This window comes from Amycolatopsis oliviviridis (assembly GCF_014654365.1).
GTDB classification, from domain to species: domain Bacteria; phylum Actinomycetota; class Actinomycetes; order Mycobacteriales; family Pseudonocardiaceae; genus Amycolatopsis; species Amycolatopsis oliviviridis.
In genome coordinates this window covers 95,165-116,674 of sequence record NZ_BNAY01000017.1, presented here as the reverse complement: position 1 = coordinate 116,674, position 21,510 = coordinate 95,165, and the positions used below count along the sequence as shown (strand labels likewise).

Below are 21,510 nucleotides of genomic sequence, written 5' to 3'. Positions count from 1 at the left end.
GTGGCGTAGGCGAGTTTGTCGATCCAGTCGTGGTCGGCTTCGTTGGCGATGTCGAGGTGGCGGCCGAGGATCTGGCCGTCCGGCCGCAAGGTCAATGCCTGCCTCCCGGCCGCGATATCGGCGTCCGACCGCTGCGCGATCGACCTGGCTCGCACTACGGCAGTGAACACATCACTGTTACCTCGGACGTTGTAGTCACGCAGGCGGGTCAACAGGCCTTCGACGCCAAGGCCGGGATGGTCGGCGATCACGGCGTCGATCACGCTGGTGGCACTCGCTTCAGCGGCATTCAGGAGCGGATGTCTACGCTGATCCAGTACGGCGACCGTGATGGCCTTCTTGGCCCCCAGCAGCAGACTCTCATGTCCGATGTACCCTGCGTGTTCGGCACGGCGCGCGATTGCCGTCTTCGTCTCATGGGGATGGTCGGCGGCAAGTCTCCACAGGAGGGCACTGAAATCGTTGGGTACGACGAAGTCATATTTGTGATTTTGGCGTCCGGCTCCGCGATATCGGGGATACCACAATGATCTATCGCGGTCGGCCTCGATGGCCGCCGCGGTCAAAAAGGAGTAAGTTCCTTTTTTGTTGAGTACATTTTCCTGGTTCAGGTAGTAAGCTAAAGTGCTGTTTTCGAGGTTCCCATGGCTGTCGATGATCTTTCGTGCCAGTCGTCTGATTGCCGGCGCGTGGGCCGGGTTCTCCGGGTCGAGCTTGTTGTCGTGGACTTGACCGATGTAGGGGCCGGTTTCGACGGGGTCGAGCGGGGTGCCCGTTTTGTCGCCGGTCGCCTGGAGCTGTTTGATGGCGTGATCTTCGAGATCCTCTCGGGGGCCGGTGATATGTCGCGTTCGCATATGGCGGACCAGGATCTTGATCTGGTTCGGGAGTCCGGCTTCTCGGACCGCGGGGATGGAGTTGAGGATGGCTTCGGTACGGTCGCGGATGGCGTTGTAGAGGTCGGGTGCGCTCGACGAGAGACTGGGCAGCCGGTCGCCCTTTCGATCGGCTTCCTCCATTGCCGTGGTGACCAGGGCGCGAATATTTTCGTCTGATCCGGTGACGCCTTCCTTTTGCAGGGTCTCGGCGAGTTTCTCGGTGTCGGCGGTTTTCTCTTCCCAGGCGGCGGCGTAGGCCAGCTTGTCGATGAGAGGGTGGTCCGCCGGATGATCGGCGTTCAGTTTTCTGCCGAAGAACAGTTCAGGCCCTGTCGGCAAAGCGGGATGCCCGCTGTGCCGGGCGGCAACGAGTAGGTCGGGGTTGTTGTCGAGGTGACCTTCTCGTTGGCGCACCAGTGTTCTGAGGTCGGAGTAGGGCCCGGTCACGTTCAAGGTCGTCAGTGCGGTCGCAACCTTGCCAGGGTTGGGGTATAGGCCGGTGGCGATCAGCCGATCGGTCAAGGAGGTGATCTCTTCACGGTGGGATGGCGTCGAAAGCGATAACTTCCGGAGTCGGCGGCCGTCTGCTTCGGCGGCCTTCATCGCTTCTTTGACGGCATCCTCAAGCCTCTCGTGCGGGATCGAGAATCCGGCCTCGGCCGCGCTGCGCGCGACTGCGAGAACAGTGTGGTCCTGGTTGGCGATCACCCTGCGATAGAGCCAGGCGGTCAGGTCGTTGACGTTCGCCTGGTCGAACATCTCGGTGTTGTGCTCCCCCCGATAGAGTGGCCGCCACAGCTCGTCGGAGTTCTTGAGCTTCGCTCGCGCCGCAGCGAGGTGCTCCCTGACATCCGCATCGGACGTCGTTCTGGGAAAGTTTCTGCGTGGTGCGCCATAGATCAGGTGCCGGGATTCCAGGTCGCCGAATTGGAGAAGGGTGTTTTCGGCTGCGGAAGCGAGTGCGCCGGGAGCCGGCTTGTCCAGATCGATCGGCAGGAGGGAGAAATCGAGGAAAGGCTCGGTGGTGGCTGTTCGGGCTACGGTATGGGCCACGGCCTCGAGGTCTTGCCGACGGCCGGAGATGTGCCGCATTCGCATGTGCTTGACCAGGTTTTCGACCTGGCCCGAATCCGTGGCCGCGTAGAACGCGGGGGTGGAGTTGAAGATGATGCCGGTGCGCCTGTGGATGTCGTCGTGGTGGCCGGGATCATCAGTGGAAAGAGGGTGGAGTCGGTCGCCGTTGTGGTCGGCTTCGTCGATGACCGCGCCGACCAGACGTTGGAGGACTTCGCGGGACCCTCCGATACCTTCCCTCATGAGCAGGTCGGTGAGTGTCTCTATGTCGGCGTTCTTCCTTTCCCAGGCCGCTGCGTAGGCGAGTTTTTCGATGAGGCCGTGGTGGGCCTCCTGGTCTGCGTTCAGTGCTCTGCCCAAAAATTGGCCGGTCGGCCGCAGACTGGGCAACCCGCCTTGGCGGGCGGCCGCTTGGAGTTCGGGATGGGCTTCCAGTTCACGTTCACGTGAAGTCGCCAGGGCTCTCAGTGTCAGGTTCGACCCGCGTACATTCAGCTTCTTCAGCTCTGTTGCGATCCCATCGGGGCTACGGTCGTCGCTGTTGGCGAGAAGTCGGTCGACCAACGCGACGATCCCGTCCTGGTCGTTCGGCAGCGAAAGTTCCGGGTGGCGGCGCCCGTCTTTTTCCGCTTGTTTGATCGCGGCTTTGATATCAGTCAGGAGGCGATTCTGGGGCACCGCGAATCCGGCCTCTTGGGCACTGCGGCTGACCTGTAGGAGAGTGTGCTGAGGGTCGGCGACCACCTTCCGGTAAACCCAAGCGGTGAAGTCATTGAAGTTCTCGGTGTCGAGGGTCTCGTTGACGCGGTTCCCTCGGTAGATCGGCCTCCAGAGGTCACCGGACGTCTTGAGCGCTTCTCGCTCTTGCTTGAAGGCTTGACGGAGCTCTTTGGGTGAAACATTTTTCGCGATGATCTCTTCGGGAACGTAGGCGATGAGATGCCTGACTTCCAGGTCACCGTGTTGGTGGATGATGTCGGCGACGGTGGCGCTCAGGGCCGGGGCTGTCGCGGCATTGTCGGGATCGACTTCGACGGTGGATCCGTCTCGGCGGTGTTTGGGTGCGAGGTGGAGAGTGCCTTCGACGCCGGGATCGGCGGTGCTGACCTCGCCGTCGGGGGTGATGTGAACGGGGGTGTGGAGGTAGGGGGTGGTGAGGTCGACACCGAGGGTGGTGCGGACCATGGGCGCGAGATGGTCCCGGATGGCCGGGGTGAGATCGCAGGCGATGAGTTCGAGCTCGGAGTAGGTGCTCCACGCGGCGAAGGTCGCGGGAAGTTTTCCGAGTACTTCGGAGAACTGCCTGGGTTGGTGGATGACGTCGGATCCGTTGTCGCCGGGCAGGGCGAAGGTGCCGTCTCGGTGCTGAGTGATCACCCGGAAGGTGCCTGGCCGAGGTTCGGGGAAGGCGCTGGCGACATTGTCGGCGTAGCCGGCGGGGACGAACGCGGCGCCACCGTTGCCCGGGAGCGGAATGAAACGCACAGGTTCGACCGGGGAAGGAACGGTCACTTCGCGCGGCAGCGACTCCGCGATCGCGGCCGGTGCGGAGGCGGACCGGTGCGGCGCGGGGTCCGCGACAGGCGTGGCCTGGACGACGTCGCGGACGGCCGGTACCGCCTCCATGAGAAAGGAGCGCGCACCGGTGGAGAGCGTCGCCTCGGTCGGGCGTCCGGAGCTGGGGGCAAGGTGCCCACTGGAGGTGTCGGGCCGCGAAGCGGCCGCCGAAGGGGCGCCCTGTGGAAGAGCGGCGCGCTCGGCCTGAACACGTGATGGTGGCGCTTCCTGTACCGCGGCCCTGGCTGGGTTCGACCCGTCCGGTCGTGTTTCTCCCGGGCGCAGGTCCGTCGTGGACAGCTGCTGGCCGGGAAGTCCACCGGTCGCGACACTCGTGGTGGCGGAGGAACCAGACTGGACTTCCACCGCACTGACCGGCGAGGACAGTGTGCCTGCCCCCGGAGACGACGCCTCGACGTCAGCGGGTGAGTATCCGGTGTCGGTGCTCGCCGCTGGTATCGCCTGGGTGCTCTCGGCTTGTATGAAGCCTTTCGCGGCAGCCTGTGAAGAAGCGGTGGCCTGGGCGAGACCGCTCGGAGAGGTCGAGATGGCGCTGGTCGGTGCCGCGGCCGAGGGCGCGGTGTAGAGCGTGCCGAGAGCTTGAGGATTGGTGGTATAGGCGGGGGTTTTCTCTGGGCGGTGGCCTGTTTCGGTGGGGAGGGCGGTGTAGGGCGGCGGCGCTTGGAACACCTCGGGGGTCTCGAAGATGACCTTGTCGCTGTCCTTGGTGGGCTTTTCGGTGCCAACGGGTTTCTCGTCGGGGTGGGGTTTCTCCGTGACCGCGGGGACCGTGAGGTCGGGGATCTCCGGCGGGTGGATGGTGTCGAGGGCGACACCGGTGGCGGTGCCGCCACGGCCGCCGCCGTATTTGGACAGCGACCCCAGCGCGCCGAGCGCGGGGTTGCCGGTGGGGGCGCCGAGGGCGAGGTTGACCAGGGGCGCGGTGGCGACCGTCGTCACGAACTGTCCAGTGGCGTAGGCCGCGTCGCCGAGGGCGGCCACGCGGCCGTCGATGGCGGCGGAGACGGCCTGCGCGGTGACGCTCTTGGCTGCCGCGTCGGGGACGAGTTCTTGAAGGTGGCCGGGGTCGATGGCGAGGCGGTCGCGGAGGCTGAAGGCGGTTTTGCGGATCGCGCCGGCGGCGGAGTGGAACACGCCGGCGAACGCGCCGCCTAACGCGCCACCGACGAAAGACGAGGTTAGGGATTTGGTGTCCCAGCCTTGGCGGTCGCCGTCGGCGATTTGGCGGGCTTGGACGCCGAAGTCGGTGCCGCCCATGAGTGCGGCGCCGAAGGCGGCGAAGCCGCCGGTTTTGATGGCGAGGTCTTTCGCGAACTTCAGCAACGCGGTTTTGGTGGCTTGCGACAGACCACCACTGAGGGACAGTTGACCCATGCGGGTGATCAAGGCCCGCCAGATCGCGGTCAGCGCCACCCTCGCAGCGGCGATCACGACCCCGGTGAACAGGGCCCCGATGAGGGTGGCCATCAAGTGGATGATCGACGCCAGGGTGAAGGCGGCGAAGACGACGAACATGACTTTGGTTTTGTAGACGTCTGCGGCGGCGTTCTGCGCCATCTTCGCCAGCTCACCCGCGGCCTCACCCAGCCCCGCGACCCCGTCGGGGATCGTCGCACTCAGGAAGTGGGCGAAGAACTCCCCGGTCTCACCCTCCAAGACCTGCGGGACCGCCACCCCGGCGGCCCGGGCAGCGGCCTCGAACACACCGGCGGCGTCTTCGAACGCCTCCCACGCTTTCCACAACGCGACCAGGCCCTGATCGTCGCTTTCGGGCCACGACAACCCCAGGGTGAACTCCAGGAACTTCCGCACATCCGGAGGAATGTGCACACCCCCGTTGCTCAAGTGCGACACCTCCTCCGAACGTCCGACCAGCGCTGCGGTCGAACCACGGCCGAACCGTCCTGATTCTGTTCTAGACCAGTGAACTGGTGAGTAGCACCCAAAAGGCCTAAGCGTAGGGATTTATCTCATGAAATTTGTCTGATAGGGCGACGGTCACCAGGCCACGGGAAGCTCCTTGAGTCCGGCGAAGGTGCGATCCCGGCACAGCACGAGCCGATCGGCCGGCACGGCCAGTTTCAAGGCCGGGAACCGCGTCAGGAGCCGCTCCAGCACGACGCGGAGTTCCAGCCTGGCCAGGTGCATGCCGACACACAGATGCGGACCGTGACCGAAGGCCAGGTTCGTCAGCGCCGGCCTGGTGGGGTCGTAGGTGTCGGCTCCGGCCCAGCGTTCCCGGTCGCGGTTGGCCGCGGGCAGATCGGCCACCACACGATCGCCCGCCCGGATGTCCGCGTCACCGAGCCGGCAGTCGGCGACCGCGGTGCGGTCCACCCCGCGCTGGACGATGGTCGTGAACCTGAGCGCCTCCTCCACGAGGGGATCGAGACGTTCGTCCTCGGCGGCCAGGGTCCTCGGCCTATCCGGGTGGCACAGGAGCAGGGCGACCGCGGTCCCGATGCTGGCCGCCAGCGAGTCGAAGCCGCCCAGTACGAGGGTCGCGCCGAGGTCGGCGATCTCCGTGTCGCCGAGGTCGCTGTGTTCGATCAGCTCGCTGAGCAGGTCGGAGCCGCGTTTGATCCGGCGTTCCGTGACCAGCGTGCGCAGGTAGCCGAGCAGCCAGTCGTTGGTGGCCGCGGCGTGCGCGCGGTCAGGCGAGTCCGACAGCAGGTCGGTGGCGGCTTTCCGCAACGCGGGCCAGTCCTGTCCGGGCAGGTCCATCATCGTGCCGATGATCGACAGCGGGACCGGCACCGCAAGGGACTCGATCAGGTCGACCGGCGGTCCCAGATCGGCCATGGCGTCCAGCCGGTCGTCCACCGCCCGCGCGATCGCGGGCTGCCAGGCCGCCACCCGCCGGGGGGTGAACGCGCGGCCGAGCGGCCGCCGGTAGCGGGAATGATCGGGCGGGTCGGTGTGCGGCAACCGGCCGATGAAGGGGGCGTCGGCTCCGGGGGTCGCCCGGTGCATCGGGTCACCGGCCGCGCTGAACACGGGATCGCCGAGCACCGTGCGCACGTCGTCGTAGCGTGTGACGAGCCAGACCTGCTCGCCGTTCGCGAGGCGCACCCTGGTCACCGGTCCCGCGACGGCGACGGCGGGGAACGGCGGATCGGCGTCACCGTGTCGCATGGGGATCTCCCGGCACCTGGTACCGGCGGGTGCCGGGACTCCAGTTGAGCGGACCGGACATCGTGTGGGTCAGGTTGTCCAGGTAGCCGGGCAGGCCCGGATCGGTGGCGAGCCTGCCGTGACTCAGTGCGGCGGTCCGGTCGAGAAAGAGGGTTTCCTGCTCGGCGACCCGTCCCGCGATCCAGTCGACACAGTCCTGATGGGACCGGTCTTCGAGTCGTTGCAGGAGCGGGATGAGGCTGATGTACTCGCCGTCCCTTCGTTCCTTGGCGCAGGAGTACAGGTCGTTGGTGAGCCACAGGTGGTCCAGGACGACCTCGCGCAGCGCCCGAAGCTCCGGATCGGCCGCGGTCTCGTCGGACAGCGGCCGATCGTGCCCCAGCTCCGCGACGGTGAGGAACCACTTCATCGCGACGGTGACGCGACGGCGCTCCGCGTAGGAGTCCAGGTCGGTGAGCCCGTCCGCGTTCCGGGTGGCGACTTCGAGGAGATAGCCGTCGAGCATGTCCTCGAAGTCCACCACGAACCGGCGCCAGCGGGCCTCGGCCAGGTGCGGCCGCAGCCGCTCGACGGCGTCGCGTGCCGGAGCCGCGGTGTCCGGCACGCTGTCCCAGCCGGTGACCGCGGCCATGATCTGGGCCACGACCTGCCGGGAGGCGTGCACGCTCCCGCCGACCCAGCCGGCGTCGCCGAACGCGTCGTCGATGACGACGATGTACTGGAACAGATCGCACATCGGGCGCATGGCCGGATAGGGCAGGCCGGGCAGCATCGCGCAGCACAGCTCGGCGATCCGGCCGGCGAGGAACTTCTCCATCCCGGCGTCGTCACGGAAGCACGGGCGCGTCGTCCGGCGTATCCAGGCGTCGGACTCCGTGACGAGCCGCTCCGTCTCCGGATGGGACCGGGCCGGGAGCACGCTGCGCACCAGCACCTTGGGCGACCGGGCGGCCGTGGTCACGCCCACCGCCTGGCGCGCAGGCGCAACCGCAGGGCCTTCGGTTCGAGCATGCTCCGGGCGCTCGAAGTGACCGGGCCCTTGATCATCGGCTCGAGCCGCCACCGCCGGAGCAGGGTCGCCAGGGTGACGATGATGTTGTTGATCGCGAATTCGTCGCCGATGCACCGGCGCGCGCCTTTGCCGAAAGGGAACATGGGGGCGCCGCGGAAGCGGACGTCCTCCTGCTCGCTCCACCGGCAGACGTCGAACCGTTCGGGATCGGCGAAGGCGTCCGCCCGGTGCTGGAGCAGGTACGGGCTGACCAGGATGCCCATGCCGGAGGGAATCCGGTGGCCCGCCAGTTCGGTGTCCGCGATCGCCTTCCTGGTGTACATCCACGCGACCGGTTTGATCCGCATGCTTTCGCTGACCGTGCGCCGCAGCAACGGAAAAGATCCGGTGTCGTCGTAGCCGATCGGGCCGGTCGGCCGGGCCTGACGGACCTCTTCGGCGATCTGAGCGTCCAATGTGGAATCCCGGGACAGGAAGTACAGCGTCCAGGACAGGGTGGCCGCCGTGGTGCCGATTCCCGCGATGAAGAAGGTGACCGCCTGATCCCTGATCTCCTCGTCGGACAGGCCGTCCCCGTTCTCGTCGCGGCCGATCAGCATCGACAGCAGGTCGCCGCGGTCGGCGCCGTCGCGGCGGTACTCGGCGACGGTGGCGTCGATACGCTCGTACAGGCGGCGTTTGGCACCGGAGTAGTGCCAGTTGTTCGGCAATGGCAGCCTGCCGAACCAGGGCAGCACCATCCGCACGAAAGCCCCGCGTACCAAGGTCTCGACGGCGGCCCGCGTCCGCTGCTCGGCTTCGGCTCCCTCCGCGGCCCAGCCCGCGAACATCGTGTTCACCACGAACCGCATCGACAGCTGCTGCATGTCGTGCACGGTGTTGACGACCTGACCGTCCCGCCAGCCCTCGGTGACCTCGGTGAGCTGGTCGGCGATGGTGTCGCTGTAGGAAGGGATGCGGGTGCGGCGGAAGGCGGGCTGGACGAGGCGCCGCATCCGGGTGTGGCCGGCGTCGGGGCAGCTGGCGAGTCCGTCGCCGAGGAACTCCCCGACACTGTCGAAGAACGGGCCGCCCTTGTCGAAGACCCGGTTCCGGTTGACCAGCACCTGCTCCGCCAGATCGGGGCGGCAGACCACGTAGGTCGGCTGGGTGCCCAGCATGATCTGGACGACGTCGCCGTGCTCGGGCAGCGAGGCGATGAACTGCTCGGGCGCGCGCAACAGCTGGGGCAGATGGCCGATCAGCGGAACGGCGCCGGGTGCGTGGGTGACGGTCATGCCCTCTCCAAACTGAATCCGGAGTACCGCGCGTCCGTGCCTGCCAGCACCTGATGCGCGGAGGTCAAGGCGGCCAGACGATAGACGCGGGCGAGAATCGGGACGTCGTAGACGAACGGCCGGGGGCCCAGCGAGTCGGGGTCCGCGACCGCGGGACCCTGTTCGGACAGCCAGGGCAACGCCTCCTCGATCAGCTCCACGGGCGGGTCGGGCAGGCTGCCGAGTGCCGCGACGGCGTGTGAGGTGACCAGCAGGCTCACCTCGGACTCGTCACGGTGATAGCGCCATCCGCCGCCCGAACCCGCCGTGTCCCGCAGGAACCGGAGGCAGCCGCCGCGAATCTCGGACACGACCTGCTCCGGGTACCCCGGTGGCAGGTCCGCGGCCGCCCGCAGCACGTGGAGAACCGGGAAGGCGGGGCTGCGGCTCCACTCGTGGGAGAAGCCGCCGTCGGGACGTTGCTTGCCGGCGAGCCATCGCCAGCCCCGGGCGACAGCTGAGGCGGTACCCGGAAACGCGCCCAGCGTGCGCAGGCATTTGGCGGTGATCTCCACTTCGGACGGTGCGCCCCGGACGAACGTGGGAAACCCGCCGTCGTCGTTCTGCAAAGTCAGCAGGTGCCACGCGCCCCGCTCGGCGGCGCGCTCGTGGCCGGGGACCCTGCTCAGCGCGAGGGTGATCACCGCGGTGTCGTCGATGTCCGACTGGTCCACGGTTTCGCTGTAACCCCAGCCTCCACTGGGCAGCTGCTGTTCGGCCAGGTAGCGCGCCGCCCCGGCCAGCCGCGTGGGCGGCAAGCCGCTGTCGAGCAGGGTGAGGGTGGTCAGACCGGTGACCCAGGTGTCCTCGTCGGCGATGAACGGCAGGCCCCCGTCCGCCCGTTGCTGGGCGACCAGGAACGCCAGTCCCGAGCGCACGGCGGGGTTGTTCCGGTCCTGTGTGGACAGCGCGAGCAGTGCGATGACGGTCGCGGGCACGTGGCACTGCCAGGAACCGTCCGGCCCCTGGGCCTTCGTCAGTTCGGCCGCCGGCACCGCCTTGTCGGCGTCATCCGCGGCCAGCAGCCGTAACGAGGTGGCGATCAGGGTGATCCACTGGTGGGCATACGGTCCAGGATCGAACGCGCGAGCCGGAGACCAGGAGACCTGGGGTACGAGCTCGGCGAGCAAAGCCAGGAAGAAGTCGTGCTTGCGCTTCCGGGAGTGGTGCTCCAGGCCGCCGAGCGCGGCCTTGACGCGGTCGGCCTGCTCGCTGGTCACGGGCAGCCCCAGCGCGCTCGTCGCGATGACACTCGCGAGATCTCGTTCCAGCGCGCCCTGCCACCGCGGGGCGGGCGCGGCGAGCGCTTCGCGGCAGTACGCGGCGAGCTTGCGCGGTGCCGCGCCCTGGACGTTCAGCCGCCGGAACAGGTGCAGGGTGAGCCCGGACTCGAACAACCTGCTCCGGCAGCCACCCCGCCAGCGGCCGTCGTCCCCGAGCGCCGACACCAGCTTCGCCTGTGCCGCCTCGATTTCACTGCTCAGGGTCTCCGTGCTCATGATCGCCCACCGCCCGCGGTGGCCGCGGAGTCGAGCGGCTCCGGGCGAAGAAGCAGGTTGGTCGGGGCCACCGCCGCGGAAAGCACGTTCTCGCCGACCTCCCCGGTGTTCGCCGCCGCCAGTCGCCAGCGGGTCATGATCGTGGCCGCCACCACGGTGACCTCCAGCAGCGCCAGCGCGTCACCGATGCATTTGCGGCGTCCCGCGCCGAAGGGGATGAAGGAACTGCGCGGGCGTTCCCGTATCGCCTCGGGCAGCCATCGGTCCGGGTCGAACCGCATCGGATCGGGGTACAGCCGCGGATCGCGGTGGATCGTGGTCGGGCTGAAGACCAGTTCGGTGCCTTCCGGGAAGCGGATGTCCCCGAGGGTGAACTCGGTCCGGGTGCGCCGCATGACGAGCCAGGTCAGCGTGTGCCGCCGGACCGTCTCCATCACCACCTGACGCAGGTAGGGCATGCGGCCGACGTCGTCGTATTCGCAGGGACGGCCCCCGAGGACCTCGCGGTTCTCCGCGTAGACCCGTTCGGCGATGGCGGGATTGAGGCTGAGTTCGTGGAAGAGCCAGGCCATCTGCAGCGCGGTGGTCTCCGAGCCGCCGATGAGCATGGTCATGACCTCGTCCCGGATCTGGCGGGGGTCCATCGGCTTCCCGGTCCGGGGGTCCTCGGCGGACAGCAGAAGCGACATCACGTTGTCCCCGAGGTCTCCGCCGCTCCTGCCCTCCTCGATGACGCGTCCGGTCAGCTCGTGCAGGGTCTCCACGGCGGTGTCGAAGCGGCGGTTCGCCGGGATGGGCAGGCGCTCGAACCGGGAACTGGGGTACACGGTGCGCAGGATCATCCCCTTGAGGATGTGCGGGGTGGCGCCGCGCACCGCGGCGAAGTCGGCTTGGCTGAGGTGCCGGGAGAACACCAGCACCGAGATCACGTTGAGGGCCAGTTCGTTCATGACACGGGCGAACTGCAGTGGTTTCCCCGGTCGCCAGCCGGAGATGGCCGCCTCGGCCTGTTCCCGGATGAGCGTCACGTAACCGGGCAGCCTGCCGGGGACGAACGCCGGCTGGATCAGCCGCCGCTGTCCGATGTGGAACTCGTTGTCCGTGGTGGCCAGCCCGTTTCCGAGAAAGGCCTGGGAGCGCTCGAAGATCTTGCCCTTGTCCAGCTGCTCGGCCTGCTTCACCAGCATGGTGTGGATGAGTTCGGCGTTGGTGAGGTAATAGATCGGCCGTGAGCCCAAGCGTAGACGGACCACGTCGCCGTGCTCGGACAGCGAGGCGAACAGCGGCAGCGGGGACCGCAGCAACGCCGGAACGTGCCCCACCACCGGCAGGGCTCCTGGAGCGGTCGGCACCCGGTCGGCCGGGATGGTCGTCGCGGCGCTCATGATTGCGAACTCTCCGCGCCGACACCGCGCCAGAAATCGGTGGCGTGCTTGATACGGCCGTCTTCGTAGCGCATGACGCTGACGATCCGGTGCACCTTCTCCGGGTCGGGGCCCACGCCGTGCCAGCCCCACTCCACCCACACCCGGTCCACGTCCTCGCAGGCCGCCACCAGCTTGCCGGTCATGCCGGGCGCGGCGGTGAACATTCCGGTGAGGAACTCGAACAGCTCCTCGTGTCCCCGTACGACACTGTCGGCGCCGAGGTCGTCGAGGACGCAGTCCTCTGTGTACAACTCGATGACGCCGGGGATGTCGTGGGCGTTCATCCGGGTGATGAACTTGTCGAGCCGGGTCAGATAGGTGTCGGTGTTCACCGCGTTGGACATGGGGAGACTCCTCTTACTGGTGAGGCGGGAGGATCTTCGAAGGACCTGCGGAGAGAGAGTCCGAACGCCCGTGCGCTCGGTGTGGTCGCGGGGCGATCGAGTCCGGAAAAGATCAGCCGGTGGGCTGTCTTTCCTCTGGTGGGAGGCGCTTTCCCATCCGGTCTCCATCGGTCTCTGCGGGAGAGTTCCGCCTGCTCTCGTGGCCTGGCTGTGAAATTACGGACTTTGTGCCAAGGCGGGAATTAGTCGTTCCAACGGTTGGAACGCGGCGAGCCCGGGAGGTCTCCCTCGCGTGCTCCTGAAGTACATGAAGGCCCCCTTCCTGTACCTAGGCGCAAGGAAGGGGGCCTTCATGTACTTGGCCAGGTGCCCTAGGGCCGCAAAGCCTCGGCGAGCAGCGGAACCTGTTCCTGCGACCATGGGCTGAACAGGAACGGAGCCCGGGCCATCGCCGACACCAGATCCGGCCAGGGCAGCCACCGCGACTCACACACCTCGTCCGGATTCGGGCGGGCCCCGCCGTCGGCGATCGCCGTCCAGACCGGACAGAACTCGTTCTCCTTGATGCCGCTGACATCGACAGCCTGGTAACGGAATCGAGGGAGGACCTTGGTGAGCCTGCCGATCGCCAGGCCCAGTTCCTGCCCGCCGCGTCGCACCACCGCGTCCGCCATGTCCTCATCGGGAGCCGGATGGCCGCAGAACGAGTTCGTCCACACTCCCGGCCAGGTCTTCTTTTCCAGCGCGCGCCGGGTGACGAGGACGTCGCCCGCCTCGTTGAAGACATAGCAGGAAAAGGCGAGATGCAGGGGAGTGTCGGTCGTGTGGACCGACCTTTTGGGGGCGGTGGCGCGGGGCTGGAACCGCTCGTCCAGCAGGACCACCAGTTCTTCCGTCTCGGCGGACCGGCCGTCAGGAGCCGTCATCGGATTCCGCGTCCTCCCCGACGTCGGGCGTCACCGCCCAGACGTCGCCGGGCTTGCCGTAGGTGACGACCTTTCCACCGAGACTGCCGCGGTAGCCGCCCTCGGCGACCCGGAAGGCGGCGGAACCACTGATTCCATAGACTTCGATCGGCTCGGCTTCGTCACCGGCGAACCCGGCGAAGTCGGCACAGCCGCCCGGGTCGACGGCCGCGGTGGCGACGCCTCGCGCCACAAAAGTCACATAGGACGAGTAGCTGCCCTGCGAACACACGGTCAGCGTTCCCGCCGACGCTGAAGCGGGTGAAGCGGCGGCGCCCGTCACGGTTCCCGCCACGGCGAAAGCCACGATCGCGCGTGCGGCCACATTCCCGGGAAGCTTCATCGGTGACTCCGTAGGAGAGGGATTCACCGCGAGCCTAGGTCACGCACCGGGGCCTGCATGGGGACAGGACCCGGCTCCGTCGTGATGAGGGGAGAACCTTTCACGAACGGCTCGCCGGGAGGCAGGAACGTGGCTCCCTTTGGCGGATCGCCTCGCTTCGGCCGCGAAGGGGAGGTAGCGCCGGCTCTCGGGGAGTAAGTTCACCAGGGCCCCGAGCCCGGCGAAGAACCGCTGGGTGTGGCGACGATCCGCTTCGGTGACCTCGACGCCGAGGCGACGGAGGTAGCTTTCGGGGAGAGTCGGGATCGTGAGGCCGACCGCCAGCCGCCGGAAGGGCGGCCACACCCGGTCCCACAGGAACCCCGGCACGTGAGGTGGTGGCAGGGGGCTGATGGCCGCCGGGTCGAGCAGATCGCGGACGACGTCGTTGACCTCGAGCCGGTTCTCGACGGTCTCCCGGAAGTACTCCCGGAACCCCGCGACGGTTTCCGGCAGATCCTTCCGGCGCAGGCCCATCACCGCACCGAGCGCGCGCCACTCGCCGTAGAAGCGTTCCTGCTCGTCTTCCCCGAGCGGTTCACCGGACAGTTCGCTCAGCGTCACCGCGGCTTCGAAAAGAGTGGCGTGCACCCAGGCGTAGGCGTTCGGGTCCAAGCCGCGGTACTCGCGCCCCTGCCCGTCGACGCCGTGGATCGGCCGGTGGACCGCCCGCAGCCTCCTGGCTTCCGCGCTCGACTGGATGAGCGGGCTGTAGACGAGGCGTTGCAGTGAGCGCACGGTGTGGAAGAACCGGCTCACCCCCTCGGACCGGAAATCCGAGTACCCGTCGACCCCCGCGCCGACCACGGGATGGGCGGTCTGCAGCACGACGAGCCGGAGGCTCATGGTCAGGATGGCCCAGCGGCCCACCAGGTCCCAGCTGAGCGAGCCCGGGCCGGGCGGCGCGGGCCGGACCTGGGCGGTTTCGGCCGGTACGTGGCTTGTGGTCATCCGGCACGCACCTCTCGGGCGAAGGGGGCGAGCTGCTCCGGGTCGAGCGCGTGCGGCAGGCCCTGGCGATAGCGTTCGCGGTCGGCTTCCTTGAGCGCGGCGAAGTCGGGGGCGACGTGAAGCTCCCCGAGCGTGCATCGCGGGGCCGCGGAGCCGTCGGCGTCGAGCAGGGCGTTGACGGCCTGGCGGGCGCCTTCGTTCGCACCCTCCATGGTGGTGACGTTGATATTGGTCCGTACCCAGTCGCCGGCCAGGAACAGGTTGGCGATCGAGGTCCGGGATTCGGGCCGGTCGTCCCACGATCCCGGGCTCTGGATGAACAAGGGGCTGTCGTTGGCGACGTCGGGGCTCCCCGGCGCGACGATGGCCGGATCGAGGAACCACGAATGCAGCATGTCGTCACGGAGGACCGTCCGGTCTTCCGTGTTCAGGTGAACCTTGATCTGTTCCCATGCCTCCTTCGCGATCTCCTCGGGCGTGCAGTCCTTGGCCGCCTTGCCGTTGAAGGTGCCCGGTTTGAACCAGTCGGAGATGATCCCGGACAGGCAGTCCTTGACCGTGTGGTCGTGGTATTCCGAGAACGGGCGCGTCCAGAACTGCGCCTGGCTGATGGAAGTGATCGCCCAGGGTGAGTCCACGTAGTTGACGTGCCCGTGCACGAGCGGCAGCTCTTCCTTGAGGTAGAACATCAGGCCGTTCATCCAGTCCGTGCGCAGCCGGCGGGTACGGGCCAGTTCCGGGGCGGCGTCGAGGACGTCACGGCTCAACAGCCGGGTGAAGCGTTCCACGGGGATCGCGGAAACGACGTGGTCGTAGGAGGTGATGTGATCGCCTCCTTGATCGTCCCGCAGGGTCAGCGCGGTGACCCGGCCTTCCGAGACCCTGAGCGCCTCGGCACTCCAGCCCACCTTGAACTCCACACCGAGGCCCCGCAGATGTTCGATCCACGGCGAGAGGAGCTTCTCGTCGGTGGATCCGTTCAGGACGCGGTCGACCGTGCCACCCGGTTCGTTGCCCCGGCCGAGCGCGCTCCAGATGGTCGCTTCCGAGACCAGGCCGACCGAATGCGTGCTCGCCTCGTCCGATTTGATCGCCGCCAGGTTGCGGATCATGCCGTCGGCGAACGAGCGCTGGAACTGGACCGACATCTTGTCGGCGTTGAGGAAGTCGTTCCAGGAGATCTTGTCCCACTGGCCGAGACGTCGTTCGTCGCAGCTGGCCCAGTACGCCAGGAACTTGCGCGCGCCGAAGAGCGCTTCGTCCTCCGGTACATGGGAAATCGTGCTCGCGAGGTAGGAGATGATGGCGGTCGCGGTGTCCGGGGTGAACGAATAGACCGCGGGCGGCAGGGGAGAGTCGGGGAGGAACGGGATCATGGCGTCGGGGGTGCCGTCGGCCCGGGCGCCGAGGTACGCCGAGGTGTCCACCAGGTTGTCCCAGGTCCCGTTCACGTTGCCGGGGAAGGGAATCCGCCGCATGGTGTCGGTCAGGTTCTGGTAGAAGCCGGGAAAGAAGCGGAACCCGTGTTCGCCCGGAAGACCGCTGCCGGGGGCGGGGATGCTCCGGGCCTTGCCGCCGAGCTCGTGCCGTTCGTAGACGGTCACCGCGTAGCCCCGCTCGGCGAGTTCGAGGGCGGCGGACAGACCGGCGATTCCCGCGCCGAGGATCGCCACCCGCTTTCCCGTCGGAACCGGCGGGGCGATGGGTGCCGACGCTTGCGGGACCGGGCGGTTCTCGGCGGCCCCGGGGCGGTCGGTGTCTTCACCGGGGTGCTGGTCGACCGCCCCGCCGAAGCGCCGATCGCGATCGGCGTACGTTTCCACAGCCTCGATCAGATCCGTCTGCGTGAAGTCGGGCCAAAGCCGGTCGGGGAAGTGCAGTTCCGCGTAGGCGCTTTGCCACAGCAGGAGATTGCTGATGCGCTTCTCGCCGGAGGTGCGGATCAGTAGATCCACCGGCGGCAGGTCCGGCTGGTACAGGCGCGAGATGATCGCGTCTTCGTCGATGTCCTCGGGGGAAAGCTCTCCCGCCACGATGTCGTCGGACAGGCGGCGCACGGCGTTGACGATCTCCTGCCGCCCGCCGTAGTTGACGCAGAGGTTGAGGGTCAGCCCCGTGTGCTCCGCGGTGCGTTCTTGCCAGCCCCGCAAAGTCGCGGTGAGTTCGGGAAATCCTTCGATTTCCCTGCCGCTCCACCGGATCCGGACGCCACGCGTCTCGAAGAAAGGCATGTAGCCGTTGATCGCGTTGGTCATGATCTCCATGATCGTGGCGATCTCGGCCGGTTCCCTCTTCCAGTTCTCACTGGAGAAAAGGTAGAGCGAGAGGTTGCGCAGCCCCAGATCGATCGCCGTGTTGACGATGACGAACATGGACGGCAGGGCGGCGCGGTGCCCGGCGGTGCGGGTCAGCCCGTGCTGATTGGCCCATCGGCCGTTGCCGTCCACGATGATCGCGAGATGCCGGGGAAGCCGGTCCGGAGAGAGGGTCGACACGGAACTCCTCCATCGTCTGTTTTCACTGCACGTGGATGTGGTGTTCTTGGCCGAGGACAGCGCTTTCTCGCGCGGCTCGCCGATGATGTCTTCCAGCTTTCATGCGTGTTGAACGAAAGACAAGAGCTGAGAGAATCGATGTGCGAACGTCGAAGGATCGCGCCGTTTCGGGCAGCGGAACCACTCAGCCGACGGTGACGGTGGGCTCCCCTTCACCGATCGTCTGGCCGGATTCCTCGGCGATGCGCATGGCTTCTTCGATCAGGGTTTCGACGATGGCGTGCTCGGGGACGGTCTTGATGACCTCGCCCTTGACGAAGATCTGGCCTTTGCCGTTGCCGGACGCGACGCCGAGGTCGGCCTCGCGCGCCTCACCCGGGCCGTTGACGACGCAGCCCATGACCGCGACGCGCAGCGGGACCTCCATGCCCTCCAGGCCGGCGGTGACCTGCTCGGCGAGGGTGTAGACGTCGACCTGCGCGCGGCCGCAGGAGGGGCAGGAGACGATTTCGAGTTTGCGTTCCTTGAGGTTCAGGGATTGCAGGATCTGGATCCCGACCTTGACCTCTTCCACCGGCGGCGCCGAGAGCGACACGCGGATGGTGTCGCCGATGCCCTGGCGCAGCAGCGCGCCGAAGGCCACGGCGGATTTGATGGTGCCCTGGAACGCGGGCCCGGCTTCGGTGACCCCGAGGTGCAGCGGGTAGTCGCACTGCTCGGCGAGGATCTCGTACGCGCGCACCATGACCACCGGGTCGTTGTGCTTCACGGAGATCTTGACGTCGTAGAAGTCGTGCTCGGCGAACAGCGAGGCCTCCCACAGCGCGGACTCGGCCAGCGCCTCCGGGGTGGCTTTGCCGTACTTGTCCATGATCCGCTTGTCCAGCGAACCCGCGTTGACGCCGATCCGGATCGGGGTGCCGTGGTCTTTCGCGGCCTTCGCGATCTCCTTGACCTGGTCGTCGAACTTGCGGATGTTGCCCGGGTTCACCCGGACCGCCGCGCAGCCCGCTTCGATCGCGGCGAAGACGTACTTCGGCTGGAAGTGGATGTCGGCGATCACCGGGATCTGCGACTTCCTCGCGATCGCGGGCAGGGCCTCGGCGTCATCGGCCGAGGGGCACGCGACGCGGACGATGTCACAGCCCGCAGCGGTCAGCTCGGCGATCTGCTGCAGGGTCGCGTTGACGTCGGAGGTGAGCGTGGTGGTCATCGACTGCACCGAGATCGGGTGCTCGCTGCCGACGCCGACCGGCCCGACCTGCAGCTGTCGGGTCTTGCGACGCTCGGAGAGGACGGGAGCAGGAAGTGTCGGCATACCAAGGGCGACGGTCATCGAGTGACCTCCGCCGAGGTGGGAGCGCCCTCGGGAAGAGCCGGTATGGACGCCGACGCCACCCGCGCGATCGAAGGGCCGTCGAGTCCGCACGCGCGAAGGATGGTGGCACGATCGCCGTGGGCGAGGAACGACTTGGGCAGCCCCAGAGTCACCACCGGAGTCGTGACCCGGGTGTCCGAAACGGCCTCTCGCAGGGCGGAACCCATTCCTCCACCGCGGACACCGTCCTCGACCGTCACCACGAGCCGGTGCCGCGCGGCGAAGTGCACGAGCACCGGATTGACCGGCAGGATCCAGCGGGGGTCCACCACGGTCACGCCGAGGCCTTCGCTTTCCAGGAGTTCAGCGGCTTCCAGCGCGGCGGTGGCGGTGACCCCGGCGGCTACGATCAGGACGTCCAACGGCATGCCGGGGCTGCGGCGCAGCAGGTCGACACCGTCCATCCGTTGCATGGCGGGGATCGCGGGTCCCGCGGTCGCCTTGGGAAAACGCACCGCCGTCGGGCCGGTGGACACCGCGACCGCTTCGCGGAGCAACAGCGAGAGCTGGTCGGCGTCCCGCGGGGCCGCGACACGCATGCCGGGTATGCGGCCGAGCAGGGCCAGGTCCCACATCCCGTGGTGGCTGGGGCCGTCGGGGCCGGTGACCCCGGCGCGGTCCAGGACGAACGTGACCGGCAGTCCGTGCAGGGCGACGTCCATCAAAGCCTGGTCGAACGCGCGGTTGAAGAAGGTCGCGTACACGCAGACCACCGGGTGGCTCCCGCCCATCGCGAGACCGGCGGCCGAGGTCACCGCGTGCTGCTCGGCGATGCCGACGTCGATGACCCGCTCCGGGAACTCCCGGGCGAACCGGCCGAGCCCGACGGGAAGCAGCATGGCGGCGGTCATCGCGACCACGTCTTCGTGCTCGGCGCCGATCTCGGCGATGACGTCACCGAACAGGCTCGTCCAGCTCCGGCCCGACCCGGGTTTCTGCTCGCCGGTCTCCGGATCCATCGCGCCGACGGCGTGCATACGGTCCGCTTCGTCGTTTTCGGCGTGGACGTACCCGTGCCCCTTTTCCGTCACGCAGTGCACGACGGTCGGCTCGCGCCGAGACGCGGCCTCGCGGAGCGCCTCTTCCACCGCCACCGTGTCGTGCCCGTCGATCGGTCCGACGTAACCGAAACCGAGGAGTTCGAAGAGGTTGGTTCCGGTGCCTTCACCCGAGCGAAGGGCGGCGAGGTGGTCGGCGAGGCCACCGGCCGTGGGCGCGTAGGAGCGGCCGTTGTCGTTCAGCACCACCACGACGGGGGAGCCGCCGGCGCCGAGATTGTTCAGTGCCTCCCAGGCGAGGCCGCCGGTCAAGGCGCCGTCGCCGACCACGGCGACGGCCGTCCGGTCTTTTTCGCCCCGCAACCGGAACGACTTGGCCAGTCCATCCACATAGGACAGTGCGGTCGAGGCGTGCGAGTTCTCGACCAGGTCGTGGACGGATTCGGAGTTCTGCGGATACCCGGCGATCCCGCCGGCCTTGCGCAGGGTGCCGAAGTCGACCGCGCGTCCGGTGAGGATCTTGTGCACGTAGGACTGATGACCGGTGTCGAAGACGATCTTGTCCCGCGGTGAGTCGAATACGCGGTGCACCGCCAGCGTGAGCTCGACGACTCCGAGATTCGGGCCGAGGTGACCGCCTGTGCGGCTCACCTCCCGGACCAGGAACGTCCTGATCTTCTCGGCCAGCGCGGACAGGCGATCGTGGTCGAGCTCCTTGAGCTCCGAGAGGCCCGGAAAGGAACGGGTCACGCGAGTTCACCTCTTCCCATGAATAGTCAGCCGGTCTGCCGCCGTACGACCGCGGGCAGACCGAAGTGGACCGTCTCGCGAGTGACGGCACGTTCTTCGACGGTGACCTCGCCGAGGCCGCCCAGCGCGGCCACGACCTGGTCGACCAGTCCCGGCGGAGTGGAGGCACCGGAGGTCACTCCGACGGTGCGTACCCCCGCCAGCCATTCGGGCCGGATGTCGGCGGTATCACCGATGAGGTGCGCGGACGTGCCCGCGCGGCCGGGGATTTCGGCCAGTCGTACGGAGTTCGACGAGTTCGGGGATCCGACGACCAGGACCAGGTCGGCCTCGGCCATGATCGCCTTCACCGCGTCCTGCCGATTCGTCGTGGCATAGCAGATGTCTTCGGTCGGCGGCTCGCGCAGCGCGGGGAATTTCGCGCGCAGGGCTTTGACGACGTCCGCGGTCTCGTCGACGCCGAGCGTCGTCTGCGTGAGGTAGGAGACCCGATCCGGATCGGGCAGGTCGAGCGCGGCGACGTCGGCCGGGGTCTCGACGAGGACGGTGGCGTCCGGTGCCTCGCCCATGGTGCCCTCGACCTCTTCGTGTCCGGCGTGGCCGATCACGACGATCGTGTCACCACGCGCCGCGAACCGCTTGGCCTCGGAATGCACCTTCGTCACCAGGGGACAGCTGCCGTCGATCACTTCGAGACCGCGCCGCTGGGCTTCCTGCCGTACGGCGGGGGAGACGCCATGGGCGGAGAAGACCACGGTGGCCCCGTCGGGCACTTCGTCGAGCTCGTCGACGAACTTCGCGCCCCGGCTCGCCAGGTCGTCGACGACGTGTGTGTTGTGGACGATCTGTTTCCTGACGTAGACAGGGGTTCGACGGTCCTCGAGGACTCTTTCGACTATCTCGATCGCCCTTTCCACCCCCGCGCAGAAGGATCGAGGGGAAGCCAGCAACACCCGGCGGGGCGCTTTGACCGCGCTCCAGGCGGCGACGACCCGGCTGACCGTGTCGTGGTGGGCGGCGGAGGCACCGGCGAAGACCGCGATGTCCTCTTTGCCGTCGACGGGCTCGCTGACGATGGTCAGCGCCTGGTCGGTGGTGTCGAGCCGGGAAAGCTCCTGGACCGGGACACCGGCACGACGGAGCGATCCACGGAGCAGATCGGTCGCAGGGCAGCGGAGGATCCTGTCCCCATCGTGTAGTTCCGGGCCCAGTACCGCGTAACCCGCCTCGGTCTCAGCCTCGGCAGCTCCGGATTCGGTACGCATCGACACCTCTCTCACGGACGCTGGGCGTTCCGAGCCCGATCGTCGTCCGTGTGGCCCCGGAAC

At 67.7% G+C, this 21,510-nt stretch carries 14 protein-coding genes; all 14 read right to left on the bottom strand.

The features are described from left to right. A partial coding sequence (locus tag IE302_RS41710) for a WXG100-like domain-containing protein (RefSeq protein ID WP_191259998.1) occupies positions 1-5,375 on the bottom strand: 5,375 nt, incomplete at its 3' end. A 153-nt stretch (positions 5,376-5,528) separates the two neighbouring features. Then, positions 5,529-6,665, bottom strand: coding sequence for a cytochrome P450 (locus IE302_RS41705; protein WP_191259997.1), 1,137 nt, complete (start codon positions 6,663-6,665; stop codon positions 5,529-5,531). Next, positions 6,652-7,626, bottom strand: a complete 975-nt coding sequence (locus IE302_RS41700) for a terpene synthase family protein (protein ID WP_191259996.1) — start codon at positions 7,624-7,626, stop codon at positions 6,652-6,654. Before IE302_RS41700 ends, IE302_RS41705 begins: the two co-directional genes overlap by 14 nt. Then, positions 7,623-8,954: a cytochrome P450 gene (locus tag IE302_RS41695; RefSeq protein WP_191259995.1), complete on the bottom strand. Its 1,332-nt coding sequence runs from the start codon at positions 8,952-8,954 to the stop codon at positions 7,623-7,625. Before IE302_RS41695 ends, IE302_RS41700 begins: the two co-directional genes overlap by 4 nt. Beyond that, positions 8,951-10,492 (bottom strand): prenyltransferase/squalene oxidase repeat-containing protein, encoded by a 1,542-nt coding sequence (locus tag IE302_RS41690; RefSeq protein ID WP_191259994.1) that lies wholly within the window; start codon positions 10,490-10,492, stop codon positions 8,951-8,953. Before IE302_RS41690 ends, IE302_RS41695 begins: the two co-directional genes overlap by 4 nt. Further along, a complete protein-coding gene (locus IE302_RS41685; RefSeq protein WP_191259993.1) occupies positions 10,489-11,877 on the bottom strand; it encodes a cytochrome P450 in 1,389 nt (462 codons plus the stop codon). The genes IE302_RS41690 and IE302_RS41685 overlap by 4 nt, the downstream gene beginning before the upstream one ends. After that, positions 11,874-12,263, bottom strand: coding sequence for a nuclear transport factor 2 family protein (locus IE302_RS41680; RefSeq protein ID WP_191259992.1), 390 nt, complete (start codon positions 12,261-12,263; stop codon positions 11,874-11,876). Before IE302_RS41680 ends, IE302_RS41685 begins: the two co-directional genes overlap by 4 nt. Positions 12,264-12,634: 371 nt before the next feature. Continuing rightward, the gene (gene idi, locus IE302_RS41675; RefSeq protein ID WP_191259991.1) at positions 12,635-13,189 is read right to left on the bottom strand and encodes an isopentenyl-diphosphate Delta-isomerase; all 555 of its coding nucleotides are present in this window, start codon (positions 13,187-13,189) and stop codon (positions 12,635-12,637) included. After that, positions 13,176-13,571: a hypothetical protein gene (locus tag IE302_RS41670; protein WP_191259990.1), complete on the bottom strand. Its 396-nt coding sequence runs from the start codon at positions 13,569-13,571 to the stop codon at positions 13,176-13,178. Before IE302_RS41670 ends, idi begins: the two co-directional genes overlap by 14 nt. 39 nt (positions 13,572-13,610) lie before the next feature. After that, complete coding sequence (locus IE302_RS41665) at positions 13,611-14,561, bottom strand: oxygenase MpaB family protein (RefSeq protein ID WP_191259989.1); 951 nt, start codon at positions 14,559-14,561, stop codon at positions 13,611-13,613. Next, positions 14,558-17,056, bottom strand: coding sequence for a polyprenyl diphosphate synthase (gene uppS, locus IE302_RS41660; RefSeq protein WP_191259988.1), 2,499 nt, complete (start codon positions 17,054-17,056; stop codon positions 14,558-14,560). The genes IE302_RS41665 and uppS overlap by 4 nt, the downstream gene beginning before the upstream one ends. A gap of 184 nt (positions 17,057-17,240) precedes the next feature. Beyond that, entirely contained in the window at positions 17,241-18,392 is a 1,152-nt protein-coding gene (gene ispG, locus IE302_RS41655; RefSeq protein ID WP_191259987.1) for a flavodoxin-dependent (E)-4-hydroxy-3-methylbut-2-enyl-diphosphate synthase, read from the bottom strand. Then, positions 18,389-20,182, bottom strand: a complete 1,794-nt coding sequence (locus IE302_RS41650; protein WP_191259986.1) for a 1-deoxy-D-xylulose-5-phosphate synthase — start codon at positions 20,180-20,182, stop codon at positions 18,389-18,391. Before IE302_RS41650 ends, ispG begins: the two co-directional genes overlap by 4 nt. 26 nt (positions 20,183-20,208) lie before the next feature. Beyond that, positions 20,209-21,447, bottom strand: a complete 1,239-nt coding sequence (locus IE302_RS41645; protein ID WP_191259985.1) for a 4-hydroxy-3-methylbut-2-enyl diphosphate reductase — start codon at positions 21,445-21,447, stop codon at positions 20,209-20,211. Between the last annotated feature and the right edge of the window lie 63 nt (positions 21,448-21,510).